Source organism: Leptolyngbya sp. CCY15150, from assembly GCF_016888135.1.
Taxonomy (GTDB): Bacteria; Cyanobacteriota; Cyanobacteriia; order RECH01; family RECH01; genus RECH01.
In genome coordinates, this window is record NZ_JACSWB010000207.1 from 18,448 (window position 1) to 38,330 (window position 19,883).

General features: G+C 55.1%; 13 protein-coding genes. 5 read left to right on the forward strand and 8 right to left on the reverse strand.

The window, feature by feature from the left end:
• The first annotated feature begins 589 nt into the window (after positions 1 to 589).
• The gene (locus tag JUJ53_RS14220) at positions 590 to 883 is read left to right on the forward strand and encodes an STAS domain-containing protein (RefSeq protein WP_204152694.1); all 294 of its coding nucleotides are present in this window, start codon (positions 590 to 592) and stop codon (positions 881 to 883) included.
• 12 nt (positions 884 to 895) lie between these two features.
• On the opposite strand, the gene JUJ53_RS14225 is transcribed toward JUJ53_RS14220, so the two are convergent.
• From JUJ53_RS14225 to JUJ53_RS14235, 3 genes are all read right to left on the reverse strand, one after another.
• Positions 896 to 2,026 carry a CHAD domain-containing protein gene (locus JUJ53_RS14225; protein WP_204152695.1) on the reverse strand — a complete coding sequence of 377 codons (1,131 nt, stop codon included), beginning with the start codon at positions 2,024 to 2,026 and terminating at the stop codon, positions 896 to 898.
• Positions 2,027 to 2,154: 128 nt separating this feature from the next.
• Positions 2,155 to 4,356, reverse strand: a complete 2,202-nt coding sequence (locus tag JUJ53_RS14230) for a phosphoketolase (RefSeq protein WP_204152696.1) — start codon at positions 4,354 to 4,356, stop codon at positions 2,155 to 2,157.
• A 387-nt stretch (positions 4,357 to 4,743) separates the two neighbouring features.
• A complete protein-coding gene (locus tag JUJ53_RS14235; RefSeq protein WP_239125065.1) occupies positions 4,744 to 6,159 on the reverse strand; it encodes an adenylate/guanylate cyclase domain-containing protein in 1,416 nt (471 codons plus the stop codon).
• A 286-nt stretch (positions 6,160 to 6,445) separates the two neighbouring features.
• Between JUJ53_RS14235 and JUJ53_RS14240 the strand changes: the two genes are divergently transcribed.
• Positions 6,446 to 8,473 carry a DNA polymerase III subunit gamma/tau gene (locus JUJ53_RS14240; protein WP_204152698.1) on the forward strand — a complete coding sequence of 676 codons (2,028 nt, stop codon included), beginning with the start codon at positions 6,446 to 6,448 and terminating at the stop codon, positions 8,471 to 8,473.
• Between the two features lie 250 nt (positions 8,474 to 8,723).
• Here JUJ53_RS14240 and JUJ53_RS14245 read toward each other — a convergent pair whose 3' ends face one another.
• Positions 8,724 to 8,891 (reverse strand): hypothetical protein, encoded by a 168-nt coding sequence (locus JUJ53_RS14245; RefSeq protein ID WP_204152699.1) that lies wholly within the window; start codon positions 8,889 to 8,891, stop codon positions 8,724 to 8,726.
• Between the two features lie 395 nt (positions 8,892 to 9,286).
• Positions 9,287 to 10,216 (reverse strand): hypothetical protein, encoded by a 930-nt coding sequence (locus JUJ53_RS14250; RefSeq protein ID WP_204152700.1) that lies wholly within the window; start codon positions 10,214 to 10,216, stop codon positions 9,287 to 9,289.
• A 1,372-nt stretch (positions 10,217 to 11,588) separates the two neighbouring features.
• Between JUJ53_RS14250 and JUJ53_RS14255 the strand changes: the two genes are divergently transcribed.
• Positions 11,589 to 12,725, forward strand: coding sequence for a geranylgeranyl reductase family protein (locus tag JUJ53_RS14255; RefSeq protein ID WP_204152701.1), 1,137 nt, complete (start codon positions 11,589 to 11,591; stop codon positions 12,723 to 12,725).
• Between the two features lie 24 nt (positions 12,726 to 12,749).
• Here JUJ53_RS14255 and JUJ53_RS14260 read toward each other — a convergent pair whose 3' ends face one another.
• From JUJ53_RS14260 to JUJ53_RS14270, 3 genes are all read right to left on the reverse strand, one after another.
• Positions 12,750 to 14,312 (reverse strand): Hsp70 family protein, encoded by a 1,563-nt coding sequence (locus JUJ53_RS14260; protein WP_204152970.1) that lies wholly within the window; start codon positions 14,310 to 14,312, stop codon positions 12,750 to 12,752.
• Between the two features lie 106 nt (positions 14,313 to 14,418).
• Positions 14,419 to 14,937: a molecular chaperone GrpE gene (locus tag JUJ53_RS14265; RefSeq protein WP_204152702.1), complete on the reverse strand. Its 519-nt coding sequence runs from the start codon at positions 14,935 to 14,937 to the stop codon at positions 14,419 to 14,421.
• Positions 14,938 to 14,994: 57 nt separating this feature from the next.
• Positions 14,995 to 15,216, reverse strand: a complete 222-nt coding sequence (locus JUJ53_RS14270; protein ID WP_204152703.1) for a DUF2997 domain-containing protein — start codon at positions 15,214 to 15,216, stop codon at positions 14,995 to 14,997.
• Positions 15,217 to 15,509: 293 nt separating this feature from the next.
• Here JUJ53_RS14270 and ribBA point away from each other — a divergent pair, with 293 nt between their 5' ends.
• Together ribBA and pcrA are read left to right on the forward strand one after the other, a co-directional pair.
• Positions 15,510 to 17,210, forward strand: a complete 1,701-nt coding sequence (gene ribBA / locus JUJ53_RS14275) for a bifunctional 3,4-dihydroxy-2-butanone-4-phosphate synthase/GTP cyclohydrolase II (protein ID WP_204152704.1) — start codon at positions 15,510 to 15,512, stop codon at positions 17,208 to 17,210.
• Positions 17,211 to 17,491: 281 nt separating this feature from the next.
• Positions 17,492 to 19,852, forward strand: a complete 2,361-nt coding sequence (gene pcrA / locus JUJ53_RS14280) for a DNA helicase PcrA (RefSeq protein ID WP_204152705.1) — start codon at positions 17,492 to 17,494, stop codon at positions 19,850 to 19,852.
• The last annotated feature ends 31 nt before the right edge of the window (positions 19,853 to 19,883 follow it).

The following is a 19,883-nucleotide window of genomic DNA, read 5'->3' on the forward strand; positions in this document are numbered from 1 at the left end:
ACGCACACCATGCCCAGACGATCGGCTGGTTTGGATAGTCCATCCTTGACGAACAACTCCATCATTAGATCCATGACACACAGACATCATGGAGAGAGGATTAGCCCAAGGCATCTCTTAAGAAAGCTCAATAGCTTGCTGTAGACATTCAGGACAACGGCTACATCTAAGTACCAAGCTTCATCCCGTCTAGCCATAGCAGCGTAGATAGGCCTAGTACCGGTAGTCCTACCTTCGCTGAAAGCTGGATATGAAGCCTAGTGCTTAGATCCTAGGGCGATCGCCCATGGCATCTCCCAGATCTGATTAGGGTCTTCCTTGACCCAAGCTGCGTGCATCCCATTCGCTATCCTTCCCCATCAGGGTTATGGGAAGAGTTCCTAAGGTTTTGATCAGGGCGCAGAATGGCGGAAAATTCAGTCAACCGGCTTAGTTAGGTCGCCTGAAAGGGATGCTGACCTTGGTTCGATCGATGACTGAGACCCGTGGAGCTTACTCCATCGGGAGACGGATGATCCCATCAGGGTTGCGCAATTCGTTCTGGATGTGATTGTTGCGTCATAGTTGCAGAGTAAATATGAGTGAATGGATGAATCTACCTAACGTACGAGTATTTCAGCCAGACTGCATCCTGAGTACCCTCACAGGACGAGACTTGCTGAACTGGGTCACGGATACCCTAGCAGACGGGACGACCCACCTAGTGATTGACTGCCGCAACCTCGGCTTTATGGATGTGGGCGGGTTGGGGGCCCTAGCAGGAGCCCTAGGACGAGTGCGGCGCGCCTCCGGCACCCTCACGCTCCATGGCATCCCCGACCAGCCCCAGATGGTGCTGAAGATGGCGGACATGCTCAATGCCTTTGATCCCCTACCAAGCTAGGATCCCAACGGATCACAACGAAGAGGGATGGAGCGTCGAAGATTCATCCGACGGAGCTTGCAGGTGTTCTGGTTCCGATGCTCCATCTGAGATTCCATTTGAAACTCCACCTGGGACTTCATTTTGAACTCCATCTGGAACTCCATCTGGCATCCCATTCAGCGCCCCAGATAGCTGATAGCCCGATCGCTCCTTAGACACCTGCCGTAGAGACTGGCGCACCTGCCAATCTAGATAGTGGGGCTGCAGCGATCGCCATTCTTGTCGGGCTGCCTGTTCATCGACCGTCAGCCGCTGCACAAGGTTGGGCACGAGTTTGTCCCAATGCCGTCCTAGAGTTTTCCGAAGAAAGTCTCGTATCACGGCACCGTCTTGCAGTTGCCCTAGGCAGTCTTGCAGGGTTTTCCAACCCTCAAGCTGGTCGGGATGATCGTAAAGATCTATAAAAAATTCCATCTGATAGCGCTGCTGTTTAATGCATTTGCGTAGGTCGTGCAGCAGCAGCGCTGAGGCATGGGAAACCTGTCCAGCCGTTTCGGGCTTAGCGACGCGATCGCCCTCTGGAGAACCTTCAGTGTCAATCATCCAGGCGGGATGCAGCAGCACCCGTTGCGTGATGGGCTGCACCACATCTGGCCAACCCTGCCGCAGGGATAACCCTGCCACGGTGCCATAGATCGGGGCATCGAGCCAAGCTTGAAACGATCGCTTGAAGTGCTTGTAATGTTTGCCGCGTAGGGTTTTACGCACCCGTTTTAGGGCCGTCTTGCGCTGTTTTGCCAGCTTTTTCAACGACTTATCCAGTTCGCGCTGCTCCACCGGAAACAGAGCTGGGCGATAGTCATGCCGGAGGCGATCGCTTAAGACATCCAGATCCCGCAAGGTTCCTAGAGTTTTGCCGAATTTGCGAATGGCCTTGTCATCTGCCCCGGTTGGCAAATGGGCCACCCCTTGAAACACATGTAGGGCCGTCCGCAGCCGTCGCATTCCCACCCGCATTTGGTGCAGCGGCTCTGGGTCGGTATCGCGATATACCTCTACCTCAAATTTCACAATGCGGCGGTAGAGCTTATGTAAAATCTGATGGGCATAGTGGCCCAACGTCAGGGTTAGGCGATCGCCCTTGGCCGAGATTGCATCCATCCCAGGCTCCTCCATCACTATCAACAAACCGGCACTATCAACAAACCGTGACATCATCGGTCTATCTTGATGGTATCGCGAAGCCTAGGCTGAATACATCATCATCTTGAGGGAGCGATCGCCCTCGGCTATGCGTCCAACAGCACCTGAGCCCGCTGCACAAACTGCTCCGCCGTCAAGCCATTGATCTTCATCACATCCCCAGCGCTGGCCGCCGTTTCGCCACGCTTCCAGGCAAAGACATCGCGTGGACTGGTGCTGCGCAGCATAATGGGCTCCAGCATGGCACTACTGCCGCCGGTGATCCCCAACAGCACATCGCCCCCAAAGAGGCGATCGAACCCTGCATCCTTCAAGAAATTGCCGTCTGCTTGAGAACAGCTATCCCAGGCGGTATCGCTAGGACGGTAGAGACGACGGGGATTGATGATCGACACAATCCGACTGCCAATGCCAGCGTCCTGGAGCTGGGCCGCCGCTGCATAGGCCGGTAGCAGGGTCATATCGCCGAGCACAGCTAGAACGACGGTGCGATCGCCCGGCGTTTCCTGCAGCACAATGGCTCCATCCTTGAGGGCTTGGCGGGTTTGATCGAAGGTGGTGTAGACCGGCAAGGCTGACTTACTCGCGGTAATCGTCACCCCTTTATTGCGCGTTTCCAACGCCCACTCATAGCAAACCTGAATGCTGTTGGCATCGCAGGGAAAGAGGGGAAACACATTCCCGTTACGCATCATGGCAGCGAAGTAGTTTTCTACCTCAGGGCGTTGGTGCGTCCAGCCGTTGCGCCCCTGTTCCAGCGCCCCAGCGGTAAATAGGGTAATGGTTGAAGGCGTGGGACGGCGCAGTTCAGCCATGGCTTGGGTCACCGTTTGCCAAATGGGCAGACCATTGATGGCAAAGGATTCATAGGAACACCACAGGGTTCGTGCCCCAAACAGCGCTTGCGCTACAGCTAATCCAGCACAGGCATCTTCACTCAGGGGTTCATAGACCTGACCCTGGGGCTGCTGGTAATAGGTTTCATCCGTAGTGGGGTGGATGATTTTCAAGGCCACATTGATATTGTTGATCCCCGAGGCGGCATTACCGTCCGCATTGGTGACCACAAAAGCAGGATCTTTCTGACCCACATGGCCGACGATCGCTCCCATAGCTGTCGTTGCCACCTGCTTATCACCGCCCACCGGAAATTCGTTCAGGGGCAGGGTGCCTAGATCCGGCAAGGGCAGTTCCGTTTCCGTCACCACCGTCTTCGATGCCGGGCCGCCCCCCGCCCGCTCAAAATTGGTGCGCACCAAATCCCAGGCAGCCACCGATAGGGCCCGCTCCTGCAATGCGCTGACAATGTAGTCACGATCCAGGTTGTCTCCCGGATAGAGGTTGTGGGACTGGGCACCCCGCTTATGCACCCCAGCTCCCTTGAGTTGCTTGACGATCAACACCGTCAGGGTACCGCCCAGGGCCGATGTTGCAGCCCGGTTGGTGGCTTCGAGCACCGCTTGAGTGAAGGCCAGACGCTGGCTTAAGGAGAAGCGGGTGCTATCGACGTAGGCCTCTGGCTGATCGGCGTCATCAAACTCTTTAGCATCTACCAAGATCACATTGGCGAAGCCGTTGCCCTGCCAGTAGGCCACCATTTCCTCATTGGTTTTAGTAGACACCATGCTGTGGTGCTCTTGGCTGTAGCCATTCCAGACCAAAATCGGTAGAAAATTGGTCGCCGTGGGATAGGCGGTGTTGAAATGCCCAAAGCTGCTCATGATGTAGGGTTCACCCAAACCACCGTCCCCAATGGTCACCGGAAACAGGGTACCTGGATGCAGCTTAGCGCCGGCCATGGCGAAATGTTGCCCCTGGCCCAAGGGCCCTGCCGGGTTGAGCAACCCAGGAATTTGGCCCGATAGGTGCCCCAAGAGCCCATGGGTTTCTCGGAAGCGATCGCCCATATGCTGCACCGTGGTGATGCCCATATCTTCTAGGGAGCGATCGAGGAACATATTGCTGTAAAAACCGGGGGCATGATGCCCCACTTCCGTGATGATATTTTTGTGCCCTAGCATCATCAAAGAAGCGATCGCATCGGCAATACTGGCAAACCCACCGGGGTGCCCAGATTCCTTGCTAGCCGTAACTTGCAGCGTGAGGTAGCGCAGGGCATCGGCAGCCAAGAGAGTTTGAAAAACAGCAGCAGGATCACTGGGGGACGCGATCGCCTTTTGCCCCACGGCAATGGCAGGAGTTTGGCCATAGGTTTCAAACGGGGCTAGGTTTTCGCCAAAGAAGCGAATTCCCTCACAAAAAGCGGGGCGGGGTGTTACTGCCGTCATGAAAAAACTACCTCGTAGAAAACTAACTGCCTGAACTCACAGGGGATTGAAGCGACCGAATCTAGGGTCTATGAAGCGGCGATCGCCTGTAGCAATCCTTAATAATTCATCCTAATACCTGACGGAGCCAGTTTGAAGCGGCTGGTCATGGCTTCCATCAATGGGTGAGATAGACATCACCCTGGATAATTGTGGGCTGCGATCATCAACAAAGGTTGCTCTGTATGAACAATTGGTGCGATCTTGCTCTCCTTCACATTCCATCTAGCACTAGGACGTAGTGCTAGATGGAATGTCGCACACCTTGATCACCCATCGAGCATCGACGATGATTCCCGACCCGATTCAGCCGTGGGGCCAGCACCTAGGAGGAAGATGAGCCAACCCCTAAGCTTCTTTACGGCCCACTAGAAAATAGGTGGTCACCTCTCCCCAACCTTTCACCTTGAGCAGGCCTCGTTCTTCCAACTCAAACTGCTCCTTGAGGCAGTGGTAGGTGGCATCGGTCACCTGAATTTTGCCGGGGATGCCCTGGGATTCCATGCGGCTGGCTAGGTTCACCACATTCCCCCAAAGGTCATAGCTGAATTTGGTGAGACCAATGACGCCAGACACCACTACGCCGGTGCCAATGCCAATGCGCAGTTGAAACGAATGCTCTTGGCTGGTCGAGAAGGTCTGAATGAACTGCTGCATATCCAGCGCCATCTGAGCGATCGCTGTGGCATGGTCAGATTGGGGTTCGGGAATACCGCCTACCACCATATAGGCATCGCCAATGGTCTTAATTTTTTCCACCCGATGCTGTTCTGCCAGGCGATCGAAGGCGGAGAAGATGGTGTTGAGCGTATTGACAAGTTCCGTGGGCGTCATCTGGGCCGAGAGCGACGTGAAGCCGACCAGGTCAGCAAACAAGATGGTCACCTGCTCCGATCGCTGAGCGATCGCCCGTTGATCGTGCTTCAACTGGGTGGCAATCGTGGCCGGCAGAATATTCAACAGCAGCTTTTCCGATCGCGTTTGCTCTTCCCGCAGCGCCGCCTCAGCCTGGACGCGATCGCTAATTTCCTGCTGAACGCGATCGTACAGATCAACAAACGCCTGAATCACCTCCCCCAGTTCATCCTGCCTTGGACGCGCTAGGCTGCGAAACTCAGGATCGGGGCAATCTGTCCCCACAATATCCGTGGCCGTTAGCAAATCGTCTCGCAGGCGCAGAATCGGGACAATCACAATCTTGCCCAGGGTGACCATGGTAGCCGCCGTTACCACCAAAGCAATGATTGCCACTAGACCAGCAATCCGCCAGAGAAATGCATTCAGCTCCGGCTGCACCGCCGAGGCATCGTGGCGCACCACCAGCAAAAAGTCCCCGGAGTCAGTGGAAAAAAACCAGCCGACATCGTAGCGATCGCCCCCATAGTCCGTCACCATGGTGGAGACATCCGCCGCCGCCACAATCTCCTCAGGCTCCAGCATCGGTGCATCTCCAAACGCATCGATCCAAACGCCATGGGTATAGTAAAGAGCTGCTCCCAAGATCACCGAATCGTCCCGCAACTTCTCGCTGACCGCGGGCAGCATATCCTCCGGATTCTGCATCAACACCGAATCCGTCAGCGCTGACGACAACACTTCCTGGGAAACTTGCTGCAACTGGTTCAACAGTTCTTGTTGGCGACGATAATAGGAGGGAACCAGAATCACGGCTTCGACGAGAACGATGCTCAGAAAAACCCAAAAAACGATGGCGCGCGACAGTCGCGATCGGGTGAGACGCAGGATGGTAGACAGTCGGGGCATCATGGGAAGAGTGGCAATACGGGTAGAAACCTAAGATCGATTGATCAGCGAGTTATGGCCGATTCAATCACCCATTCGTCAACAGATGATGGAGCTGGGGCGATCGCAAGCAGCAGGGCCTATCCACTCCTTACTCCTAGAGAATTGCACCATCCGGGTTAGGCTAGAAACCGCGTCTGGGATCGTCCATCATCTTAGCCTGTGCAGCGCTTGCCCCCAGATAGATAGCGACCGACTCTTCCCCGCCTCGGCATCTCGACCTTCGCCTATCGGTTCCTCACCGTCCATGCCCTACGAACCCCTCCACCACAAGTATCGCCCCCAAACTTTTGCCCAACTAGTGGGCCAGGAAGCGATCGCCAAAACTCTCTCCAGTGCGCTAGAGCAACAGCGCATCGCGCCGGCCTACCTATTTTCTGGGCCGCGGGGTACGGGCAAAACCTCCAGCGCCCGCATTTTGGCCAAGTCGCTGAACTGCATGACCACATCGCGCCCCACGGCCCAGCCCTGCGGCACCTGCGAAACCTGCCGCACCATCACCCGGGGCTCGGCCCTAGACGTGATTGAAATTGACGCCGCCAGCAATACCGGGGTAGACAATATTCGCGAACTGATTGAGCGGGCCCAGTTTGCTCCGGTGCAATGTCGCTACAAAGTCTACGTGATTGACGAGTGTCACATGCTGAGCACAGCGGCCTTCAATGCGCTGCTGAAAACCTTGGAGGAACCGCCGGAGCAGGTGGTGTTTGTGTTGGCAACCACCGATCCTCAGCGGGTGCTGCCGACGATCATTTCGCGCTGCCAGCGGTTTGACTTCCGCCGCATTCCCCTCGACGCCATGACCCAGCACCTGATGGCGATCGCCCGTCAGGAACAGATTGCCATTGAGGACGATGCGATTCAGCTTGTGTCCCAGCTCGCCCAGGGGGGGCTACGGGATGCCGAGAGTCTGCTGGATCAACTGAGTTTAATTGACGAATCGATCAGCATCAGCCATGTGTGGGATTTAGTCGGCGCGGTGCCCGAACAGGATTTGCTGAATTTGCTAAGGGCGATCGCTCACGATGACGGCGTTGCGGTGTTGGAACAGGCGCGGCAGTTGATGAACCGGGGACGGGAACCGCTGATTGTGCTGCAAAACCTGGCAAGCTTCTACCGGGATGTCTTGATTGCCAAAACGGCTCGCGATCGCCAAGATCTAGTCGCAATCACCGCATCCACCTGGGGCGAACTGTGCGACTTTGCCCAGGATCTAGATCTCGCGACCATTCTGGCCGGACAGCAGCATCTACGCAGCACCGAAGTGCAGGTGAAAAATACCACCCAACCCCGCCTCTGGCTGGAAGTCACGCTCTTGGGGCTGTTGCCATCAGCGATCGCCCCCGCCGCCAGCCCATCACCAAGATCCAGACCAGCCGCCTCTATCCCCACGCCCCTTCCTGCGCCTGTGCCAGCCACCGCTGCACCCGCACCTATTTCCGCACCTGCCGCACCTGCCGCACCTGCCGCACCCGCCACACCCATACCTGCCGCACCCGTAGCCACATCCACACCAGCTCCCGCCTCCGCACCAGTTCCCGCACCAGCAGTTTCCCCTGCAGCACCCACACCGACTCCAGCGCCACCCGCACCGGCTCCAGAACCCGATGTGCGTCAAACCCTAGCGGACATGTGGCTGGCGATCTTGGATCTAGTTGAACCCATTTCCACCCGTATGCTGCTGCGGCAGCAATGTACCCTAGCCGCCTTCAACGGCACCGAAGCTCGGATCACAACCCGCTCCCAGCCGCTCTTCCGCATGGTCAAGGAGCGCCTGCCAAATCTAGAGGCCGCCCTAGGAAACTATTTCCAACGTCCTATTCACATCAAGCTAGACGTTGCCGCAGAAGGATCCATGGCACCAGCTCCACCAGCTCCACCGCCGCCCGCACCTGCACCGCTACCCGCACCCAGAACGGCCGGATCTCCGCCCGTTTCCCCAGCCGCGCCAGCCGCGCCGGCACCGCCAGTTGCACCTAAGCCTGCAGCACCCACACCGGCACCCGCCCAGCCTGCTTCCCTAGAGCCGCTCCCTTGGCAGCCCGAAGATGAGGTGACGCGGGCCGCCAAGTTCTTAGCAGAAACATTCAATGGGCAATTGGTGGATCTAGACGGTGACTTGCCTGGTGATGACCTACCTAGTGATGATTTGCCTGGCAGTGCTTCTGAGCAACCTCAGCCAACCGCCGCCCCCAAGGTCAGCACCCCGACGCCAGAGCCGGCACCCCATCCCCAGCCACCCATTGATTTTGATGACGATGACGTTCCTTTTTAGGAGACGGTGCGTTAAGGCTGCGCCTAACGGCACCCTACAGGACGGTTGACTGAAAGCCACTTGATCACGCCGCACTGCCAGACTCAAAGGTTAGGAACGTGAGTCCCGTGAGTCCTATAACGCGTCCAACAGATGCCCTAGGGTTCAGCAACCCAGTCTTGGCTGCCAAACCTGGCTGAATGATGAGCACAAGGGCAAGGACATCCAGAGTCAAACTTGGAATCTCAAAATAGAGTCAAAAAAGGGCGTACTAAGCAGCGATCGGAGCATCAACGGAGCGAACGACATAGGCCATATGCATCGGGTAGCCCTGGGAGTAAAGAACATCAATCCCCTTCAGGGCAGATTCACGGTTGCGAAATGACCATATAACTCGCTCGTTACCATTGGCGTACTGAACACGTATTTGCCAAACCATGGGGTGTTCCATCCTTATATAACTAGACGGTCTCCGGGGTTCAAACTTGTTATAAGACTAAGTCTAGGAGAGCTTTACTAAACCTTTATAAACTCATCCTATGAGGTCTAAGAACACTTTCACTCCGTGTAAGTATTGAAATCATTAGCACGTTGCACCACCACCCCTCAGCAACACAAGCGACAAAATGAGGATTTAAATTGCGGTTTTCAGCAACTTTTCAGAAATGACTAGGAGCAGCCTCCTGATTTTTGCGGAGACAGACAAAGGAGATTAGCTAAATTTCCAGCAAAATTACGGATAGTTTACCCAGTCAAAAAAATCGCCCAGAGCTTTTCTGAGCGATTTTGATGCCTTTCCAGGCTAAGTTAAAGTAAGCTAAGTAAAATTACGGTCTAGGTATACAATCGCGCCCCCTGATAGTAGTTCATGGTGTATTCAAACTGCAGCAGCAGGCGGGTCTTGCTGCGGGGCGGTACACCTTTATGGAAGCAAAAGATATCTTCCACAAATCCCGACCCGGCCGGGCCGCAGATAGACTCTACGTTATCCTGTCCATAGAGTTCCATAAGGCGCTCATCGCTAATGGATGCACAGCGTTGTCCTAGCACTTGATGGACAAGCTTCTTCCGGCGATGGGTTTTGCGAATGCAGGCATGGGGGCCGCTCTCTTCATCCACATCGGTGAGATAAAAGAAGAATTTGATGCACTTATAGTCATCAATGTCGTAGTGGAAGACTTGAGCGGCCTTCAGTTGCTGATATAGATCACTAGGAGCCGGGAAACTCCACGAGATTTCACTGGTGAGGTACTGAGGCTGTTTTGTGCGCAGATAGCGGGCAGCGATCGCCAAGATTTTGGGATCATTCTTCAATCGCTGAAAGGCAGGACAGTCGGCATGGCTGTCTAAATAACTTCCCACCAGCAGCGATCGCCCTAGCTGTTGCTCAAACTCATCCTGCTGATTGATATGGAACTCCAGCAACGGATCGCGATCGCCATAGCATGGTGCCGTATAGGCAAAGTCTAAGAGTTCCTGCAGAATGTCGGCTGGCAAGGTGAGATGGAGCGCCAAGCCATCGGTTTCCAAAGCCTGTACCGTCTGCTCAACATCTACATCTGGAAAGAGAGATCCTGCAAAAGCATCTCCAGGCAATCCTTTACGGCTCGATCGGTGCGTAAAGTCAACCCAATCCCGCACCATCTCAAACCGAGCAGACTTCCGCATCAAAAAGAGATTAGGCTCTTTGGTTAAACATTCGTAGTTACGCTGGGCATAGTCTTGGGCTTTTGTCCACACGCGCTGATAACGACTCGTCAACATAGTCAATAAGGTTCAGTGTTGGGTTGAATGTGATGTGAATATCTATTTTCTGTATCTGCCATCGATACAGACCACCCTGAAAAACCTGTAGAAAGACCTATCTAGACAGGCAGGATGAACCCTTGAGCGGGCTATTGAACAAAACTGGAACGAGAGCGCGCCACCGTAAAACCTAGGCTTGACGAAGGATATCTATCCCTTGTCTCATGAGCTTGGCTGCCATGCAAGGCCAGACTTCGACATGGATGTCATCAATGGATATGATCACAGCTTTAGACCCTACCATCTAATATCCAAGCTGGACAGGTTGAGTATTGCCTGCAAGCCTTTGATTAGGTCTACGCGATCGCATGGTGTCGCAGAATGCTTCAATAAGACTCATCATTGAGGCCTATCCTCAGACTTAGTGAACCGGTTCAACGCTACTATGCACGGTGATCAAGCTCAAATACCTTAGATCACTGACATAAGCTGCTTATCTTGCTTCATCTCTAGGCGGGTTAACATGCAGCCTAAACCATGGAGACAACCTAGCTTCATTGCTAGATCGTCGTCACATTAAAGGAATGTCCCTTATCAGCATTGCACCCTGAAGACATGACGCAGGACAGCATCAGAATGAACTATCCTCAACCGTTACGCACTAGGCAACCAGCCCAATACACGCTCACAGGCTTTTAAGTCGATGGTCACAGAACAACTACAACCTCATTGAGGGCTTTTAACGTTTAACCTATCCTCAACAAAAGCATCCCTGCTAGTCTCGATGAACCGAAGACTCTTAACGACTCTTCGTGGTTAACACCAAACGTTAAGTATTCTAACCATGAATTCACCAACGTTATTCTACTTCCATAGATAAATCTCAGATTCTTCACGGTTTCTTCAAACTACCTCACAAGCTATCACCATAATTCCTGACATCAGCTCTCGTTTGCCTGGCTCCATGCCCTAAGGCTAGAAACTATCCGCAAGACGCACCGCTCGTCGGCACTTCCGTGGTCTGCCCCTGCTTGGCTGTTGGACATCGATATGGAGACCGTGCCAACATAAACAGGAACCACTGATGTTGAAACTGTGATCAATGTTCCTTTGATAACCTCATCATCGACCAGACCCTAGCAATAGCAAGTGCTCCAGAGATCAACCATCTTGATCCAAAACGAGCTTGACCCTTGTTTTGATAGGCGATCGCACCATCTATGCTCTAGATCCAACGAGATCGAGGCAGGGCGATCGCCAGCGCTGGAGCATTCGCCTCTCTCCAAACCGCGTTCATGGCTTCCATGACGACCTTCGGAGTTCTAGACTCAAACCCAAGCCTTGATCACAGTGCCTTCAATTATTAATTAGGAGTGAGAATCAAAGCCCTATGTATGACTGCATCATTGTGGGCGCAGGCCCAGCCGGGGGAGCAGCAGCGTACCATCTGGCTAAACGGGGGCGCTCGGTTCTCGTGCTGGAAAAGGAATCTCTGCCCCGCTACAAGCCTTGTGGTGGTGGTGTTTCTCCGCAGATTGCCCAATGGTTTGATTTTGACTTCTCGCCCGCCATCTCCATGAAAGTGAAGACGGTGCGCTATACCTGGAAAATGGAAGACCCGGTGGATGCGGAAATTGAAAGCACAGAGCCGGTGTGGATGGTGCAGCGAGATGTCTTTGATCACTTTTTGATCCAAAAAGCCCAAGAGCAAGGCGCTGAACTCCGAGATGGCACTGAGGTTACGGGCATTGACTTTAAGAGCGATCGCTGGCAAGTGAACACAGCCCAAGGGCCCTTGGAGGGTCGGTATCTTGTGGCAGCGGATGGCGCAAAAGGGCCCATGGCCCAATGGCTAGGCTTCAAGGAGCGTAAGCGTCGCTTGGCTGGAGCCTTGGAAGTAGAAGCAACCCAGCAAGGGCAGGATATCGACCGAATTTATTTTGAATTCGGCATGGTCAAAAACGGCTATATCTGGAACTTTCCGAAGGCAGATGGTTATTCCATCAGCGTCAGCACATTCCGGGGGGGCGACCCTCAGGACTTTAAAGCTACGTTGATGGACTATGCCAAGATGTTTGGCGTGGATTTCTCCAGTGCCAAGCAGTTTGTCCATCCCCTCTGCCTCTGGGATGGCGATCAGGTGCTGCATACCCAGAATGCAGTCCTGGCAGGGGAAGCCGCCTGCGTGGTGGATCCATTTACCGCTGAAGGGATTCGTCCCTCTATTCTCACTGGCGTGAAGGCAGCGGATGCGATCGATGCGGCCCTGGGAGGCGATGCCAACGCCTTAGAACACTACACTAAGGTGGTCAACGAGGTATGGGGCAGTGATATGGCCTGGGCCCAGCGGTTAGCCGGTGTATTCTACCGGGTGCCGGGGATCGGTTATAAAGTTGGCGTGAAGCGGCCGTCGGCCACCCAACGCATGGGGCAGATTCTCTGCGGTGAGTTGCGCTACGGAGATGTGGCCAACCGAGCGCTGAAGCGGCTCAGTTCTGGTCTGATTCCCGGTATGGGAGGACGTTAGGGCTCACCTCTAGGGGCGATCGCACTATTGCAATGTAGCGATCGCTCCTTGTTCCACCAGCGTGGTTTGCGTCAGCAGATCCCGCACCGTAGCTACCAGGGTGCGATCGGCAGTAACGGCAAATTGTACGGTAATGCGATCGCTACCCAACTGTCCCGGTGGATTTAGATGGGCAATGCATACTGGATTATGGTGCGTTTCCAGAGAGCGGTACGACTCTTGGCGATGGACGGCGCTGCTGGTCATCCGTCCTTGGGCATCGTAGACCAGTTCGGCTTGGGCCAGGTCGGCAACTTCGCCAATATCCAGACGAATTTCGGTTTGCCCCTCTTGGGCCACCTGCAGGGTCAGCGGTTCAGAACGACTGCAGGGGTAGGTCGTCCCCTGGTCAAATACTTTGAAGTAGGAATAGGTTTTGCTATAAGGCTCCCACAAACGAATGGCGTAGCTGTGGTGCAGGTAGTCATCCACCTCGCTAATCTGGCTGAGGGCGATCGCCCCATGGGCTACGGCTTCAAAAGGCTTGTGCATCTTCACCCGCTGCCGTCCAAAGTAGGACAGCATCAACTGCTGCACCGCCAACAGTTGGCAACTGCCGCCCACGAGTAACACCAGTTCAATATCCGCCTTGCCCACGCCTTTTAGTTGGGCGATCGCCAAGACCTCATCCAACGCCTGGCGCACCTGGTCGAGAAGCTGCTGGTCTTCCAGCAAGTCTGCCAAGTCGCGTTGCGTCAAGGTCAGGTCATAGGCCCGGAACGACTCGTCATCCAGCCAGCTTTCCGTCGCCGTCTCCTCCGACGACAGCCGAATTTTCAGCCGCTCCGCCCGTTCCAGCACCATTTGCCAGCCGGTTTCGCCAATCTGCTCCCGAGTTAGCCCCAACTGCTGCAAACAGCGTTCCCCAATCCAGCGATCGATATCCACCCCGCCCACATAGGCATCGGCCTTAGCGATCACCTCTGCTTTTAGCGATCGCTGCCCCTGGGTGGTAGGAACAGTGCGCACCAGACTCAGATCGAGGGTGCCGCCACCAAAATCAATCACCAACACCCGTGACCCCGGCCGCCGCACCGCATAGCCCAGCGCCGCAGCGGTGGATTCATCCACCAACTGCACCGTCGGCACCGCCAACCGATCGCCCAGGGTACGAAACCAATCGAGGTAGCGCTCAAAGGCTCCCACCGGCACGGTGAAAATCAGGTGACTGGGCGTCATGCCCTGCTGCTGCACCTGCTGCCAAAGAGTCTGCAGAAAGGCCTCCGACACGGTGGCGGCGGTGTACGTTTGACCGTCCAAGATCCGGGGCGGTGGCTGAAAATCGGCAGCCAGATCCCGCTTAAACCCATGGAAGTAGCGATCGGGCTGGACTTGTCCCAAGCGCTGCGATCGCACCGATTCCCCCACCATCAAGGTCTCGGCATCTTTCACAAAGACTAGGCTAGGCACCACACTCACCGGCCCCCGAGGCGTTTGCATTCGGCGCGAGAGCCGATCAAACACCAGGGTTTGGGGCCGTTGGCTAGCCGCATCTTGAATGGCAACAACTGTGTTGCTGGTGCCAAAATCAATGGCGATCGCCGTCATACCCTGATTGCTCAACCCTACTGTGTCACATCATCCTAGCGGTTTTTAAATCTTGCAGGTCTGGAATCTTGCCGTTCAGCAACCTTGCCGGTTTGGAATCTTGCCGTTATTGCACATTAGACGGCAGCGTGCGGCTCACCTTCGCGGGACAGAGAATGCGATCGCCCTGACGGTAGCCCACAAACCGCACATAGACCGAGTCGCCCACGGAGATATCCTCCTCATCGGGCTGATGCAGACGAGGATCAAAGGACACCGAGTCCCAAGGCTGACCAATGCGCTCATAGCCCCACTGGTTGAGCAGGTGATCCAAGGGCGTCAGCATCGCCATCAAATGTCGAGCTGGAAACTCTGGCTGGCTACCCACCATCTTGGCCGCGCTAGGATAGCCGATGAGTAACGATTGCAAAGCCTCGAAGGTATCTAAACGAGATTGAGCGATCGCCTGCTCCTCTTGCGTCTGCAATTGCGCCTGAAGCCGCCGACACTGTTGGCGTAGCTCATTCACGTCGGCACGTTCGATAGACGGCTGAGACGACCCACTGCCCAACACCGCTAGGGTGGTGATCGGGGCAACGACGGTCATCACCAGATCAAAGAGAAAAAATCCACTAGCTCCAATCATGATGACGCTGAAATCCTGTTAGTAAACGATGAAGGGTATGCGCTGGGTGAACCAGGGTTAGGAAGGCGAGATAGATTGGGAGGCGATCGCTGACAGAGTTGTCTCCACCTCCGCACCAGCCTCATACTCCGGCTTAAACTGGCGCTGCTCCACCTCACCCAGGGCTTGCTCCATCGCCTGGGTTGCCGCAAGACAGCCGCTTCCCAGACCATCCATCACCGTTTCGATGATCTGTCCATCAGAACCAATGCGATATTCAATGCGTTGATACTCAGCCATAGACGTTACTCCCAAGCTTGATAGGCAGCTCTTCTCTACCTTCTCTACTATAGTGATCCTTGATCAGCACTAGGATCCCTGATCAGCACTATCCCGATCACCACGATAGTCATCTCCGATCGCCTGTGAGATCGCCCTGCTTTTATGAAAGTTCGCGGCTGGGTGCCAAGTCAACGGGCTAAAATAAGAATCTACGCTACTTTGAAGAAACATGAAGCCGTCCTCACCCGGATGGTGTTCCAGCTTGTTTTGCGCGATCGCAGCCCGGTGCAATGGAAATCTCAACTGACACTATGGATCTCACCTTCCAATTTGACTCCATCGACGATGCCCTGTCTGACCTGAAGGCCGGACGTTCGATTGTGGTTGTAGACGATGAAAATCGCGAGAATGAAGGGGATCTGATCTGCGCTGCCCAGTTTGCGACCCCCGACATGATCAACTTCATGGCCGTGGAGGCCCGGGGGCTGATTTGTCTAGCCATGATGGGCGATCGCTTGGATGAGCTAGAACTACCCCTAATGGTCAGCAGCCATTCTTTTGAAGATAGCAGCGAGCAAACGGCCTTCACCGTCAGCATCGACGGAGCCCTGCATCTAGGCGTCACCACCGGCATTTCTGCAGATGACCGGGCCAAAACCATCCAAATTGCCATCAACCCCCAAGCCAAACCCAGCGACCTCCGCCGTCCAGGGCATATCTTCCCCCTGCGGGCTCGGGAAGGGGGCGTGCTCAAGCGGGCCGGCCACACGGAAGCTGGGGTTGACCTAGCACGCCTCGCAGGCCTGTATCCCTCGGGGGTGATCTGCGAGATCCAAAACCCCGATGGCTCCATGGCCCGGTTGCCAGAACTGGTGACCTATTCCAAAGAGCGTAATCTCAAAATCATCAGCATTGCTGACCTGATCAGCTATCGCCTGCAGCACGAACGCTTTATCCGGCGAGAGACGGTGGCCGATCTGCCGTCCCAGTTTGGTCAGTTCAAAATCTACGCCTATCGCAACCTGCTGGATAACTCTGAGCACATTGCCCTGGTCAAGGGCGATCCGGCCACCTTTGCCCAGCAGCCGATCATGGTGCGGGTGCATTCAGAATGCTTAACCGGCGATGCCCTCGGCTCCCTGCGCTGCGACTGTCGGATGCAACTGCAGGCGGCCCTGAAGATGATCGAGGCGGCGGGGGAAGGCGTTGTGGTCTACCTACGCCAAGAAGGACGCGGCATTGGGCTAGTGAACAAGCTCAAGGCCTACGCCCTACAGGACATGGGGCTCGATACCGTGGAGGCTAACCAAAAACTCGGTTTTCCTGCCGACCAGCGCAACTACGGCATCGGTGCGCAGATCCTCAACGACATCGGCGTCAAACAGTTTCGCTTGATCACCAACAATCCCCGCAAAATTGCCGGACTTAAGGGCTACGACCTAGAGATGGTAGACCGGGTGCCGTTATTGATCGAAGCGACCTCCTACAACGTGGACTATCTGGCCACCAAAGCCCAAAAACTCGGGCATTTGCTCCTGCAAACCTATCTGGTAACCGTCGCCATCCAATGGCAAGATGAACCCCATTCCGTCACCGAACGCTACGATCGCCTCGAAAAACTGCGCCACCTGACCACTGCCCATGATCTGCTGCTGCAAGAAGAAGCCCGCCCCATGGCGATCGCTCTCTTTGGCAAATCCTCCCTCACCTTCCATCTAGGGCTCGATCAAGCCAACGTTGCCGCCGCCGACTGGTACCAAGACTGCACCCATCCCTACGTCCTTGCGATCGGGCAAATCTTAGACAACTTGGCAACCTGGAGCACCGTGCAGCAGCTTGAATTTTTGGTGTCTCCCGGCGGCGATCCCTTCACCAATCTGCAGGTGAAACTACACCGGCAACTCTTCCGCCTGGATGAAGCCAACGGCGAAACCTTACGTCCCTCAGAACTCTGCGGACAGCTTGAAACCCAGCGCATCTATGTCTTTTCTCGGCATACGCCAGCAGATTAGACCGAGCGAATCCGCAGCCTTTACGTCTGGAAAGCGATCGCCTGTCTTGATTTCAAGCGATCGCCTGTCTTGATCCCAAAAACGCTGCTGCTGGGGACGAACAACCGGCAGGATCAGGTTAACAGAATCGTTGTATGGGCTGATTTTAGAGCGATCGCCCCTGATTAACCGTTCGGTACGGAGACAGATGCGATACCCTAAGCTATAGGGTCTGTGTCCTGCTGACGGGGTCAGTGGGCACGACACGGTTGATCGCAACGGCTACACTGTTCGGGCATTTCATGACGCAATCTCTTGATTTTCTTAGCCATCTTAATCCCTCTCAGCGTCGGGCTGTGGAGCATTTCTGTGGCCCCATGTTGGTGGTGGCGGGGGCAGGGTCGGGCAAAACCCGCGCCCTCACCTATCGGATTGCTAACCTGGTGCTCACCCACCGGGTCGATCCTGAAAATATCCTGGCCGTCACATTTACCAATAAAGCGGCCCGGGAAATGAAGGAGCGGATTGAACGGCTCTTTGCAGAACAGGAAGCCCAACACCGGCACCAAAAACCCTTGGAGGCTCTATCGCCTGCCCAGCAAACCCAACTGCGATCGCAGGTCTATCGCACGGTGACCAAGAATTTGTGGATTGGCACCTTCCACGCCCTTTGTTCCCGCATTCTGCGCTTTGATATTGAAAAGTACCAAGATCCCCAGGGACGCACTTGGACGCGCAGCTTCTCGATTTTTGATGAATCGGACGCCCAGAGTTTGGTGAAGGAGATCGTCACCAAGCAGTTGAACCTGGATGACAAGAAATTTGATCCGCGATCGGTGCGCTATGCCATCAGCAATGCCAAAAACCAAGGCTGGTCACCGCAAGACATCGAAGCCGAGCAGCCCAACTATCGCGGGCGGGTGATTGCCGATGTCTATTCCCATTACCAAACGGCCCTGGCCGCCAATAATGCCCTAGATTTTGACGACCTGATTCTGCTACCCGTGCAGCTCTTTCGGCAAAACGAACAGGTGCTCAGCTATTGGCACCAGCGGTTTCGCCATATTTTGGTCGATGAATACCAAGATACCAACCGCACCCAGTATGACCTGATTAGCCTGCTGACCACCAACGGCGCTAGCTCCGAGCAGTTTGACGATTGGCACCATCGTTCGATCTTCGTGGTGGGAGACGCAGATCAGTCTATCTACTCCTTCCGAGCCGCTGATTTCACCATTTTGATGGACTTCCAAGGCGACTTTGGCGATGGGCTCCCCGATGACGACACCCGCAGCATGGTGAAGCTGGAGGAAAACTACCGCTCCACCGAAAATATTCTGCAGATCGCTAACCACCTAATTGAGAACAATACCGAACGGATTGACAAAATCCTGCGCCCCACCCGAGGCACGGGAGAAATGGTATTTTGCAACCGGGTGGGCGATGAGGTCGAAGAAGCCCAGTTTGTGACGCGGCAGATTCGTCAGCTTGAGGAACTGCACCCAGAGCTAAGCTGGGGCGACTTTGCCATCCTCTACCGCACCAATGCCCAATCCCGAGCCTTTGAAGAATCTCTGGTCTCCCAAGAAATTCCCTACACCATCGTCGGCGGTCTGCGCTTCTACGATCGCCGCGAAATTAAGGATGTGTTGGCCTATTTGAGGGCGATCGCCAACCCAGCCGATAGTGTCAGCCTAAAGCGCATCATCAACACACCGCGTCGGGGCATTGGCAAAGCCACCATCGATCGCCTAGAAAGCGCCGCCACCCAGCTAGGCGTTCCCCTCTGGGAAATTTTGCAGGACGAAACCTCGGTGAAGCCCTTAGCGGGGCGATCGGCCAAGGCCGTCCTAGGATTTGCCTCCATGCTCAAAACCTGGCAGTCCCGTGTGGATGACCATTCGGCGTCGGAAATTGTGCAGGGGATCCTCGAAGATTCGCGCTACCTAGACGAATGGCAAGACAAGGGCACCGATGAAGCCCAAGAGCGCATTGCCAACGTGCAGGAGCTGTACAACGCCGTCCTACAGTTTGAGGACGACAACGAAGAGTCGAACCTGATGATGTTCTTGGGCAACGCTTCCCTGGCGTCTGACTTAGACAATGGCGACGAAAGCAGCGATCGCGTTTCGTTGATGACGCTGCATTCATCCAAGGGGCTAGAGTTTCCTGTCGTCTTCCTGGTTGGGCTAGAGCAGGGACTGTTTCCCAACTACCGCTCCTTGGATGATCCAGCCTCCTTGGAAGAAGAGCGCCGCCTTTGCTATGTAGGCATCACCCGCGCCAAGGAACGCCTATTTCTCTCCCATGCCTCCGAGCGACGACTCTACGGCAGCCGCGAATCCGCTAGTCCATCCCTGTTCCTAGCCGAACTGCCCCGCGATCTGCTGTTGACCAGCTCCGATCGCGCCCTGCCAGAAAAGTGGACAAAACCGATCAACCAACGCACCACCCGCGAACGCAAGGCCTCCGATCCCCTCGGCAGCCACGAAGACGATTGGACGGTGGGCGATCGCGTGGTTCACAAAGCCTTTGGTGTTGGTCAGGTGACCCATATTTTTGGGGCAGGCAACAAAATTTGCCTAGCGATCAAATTTCCCAGCATCGGTCAAAAAATTGTCGATCCCAAAATCGCCCCTCTGCAGCGGGTCGTTGATTCTTAACGGCTTCCCCTGCTCATCGACACTGGTGTAC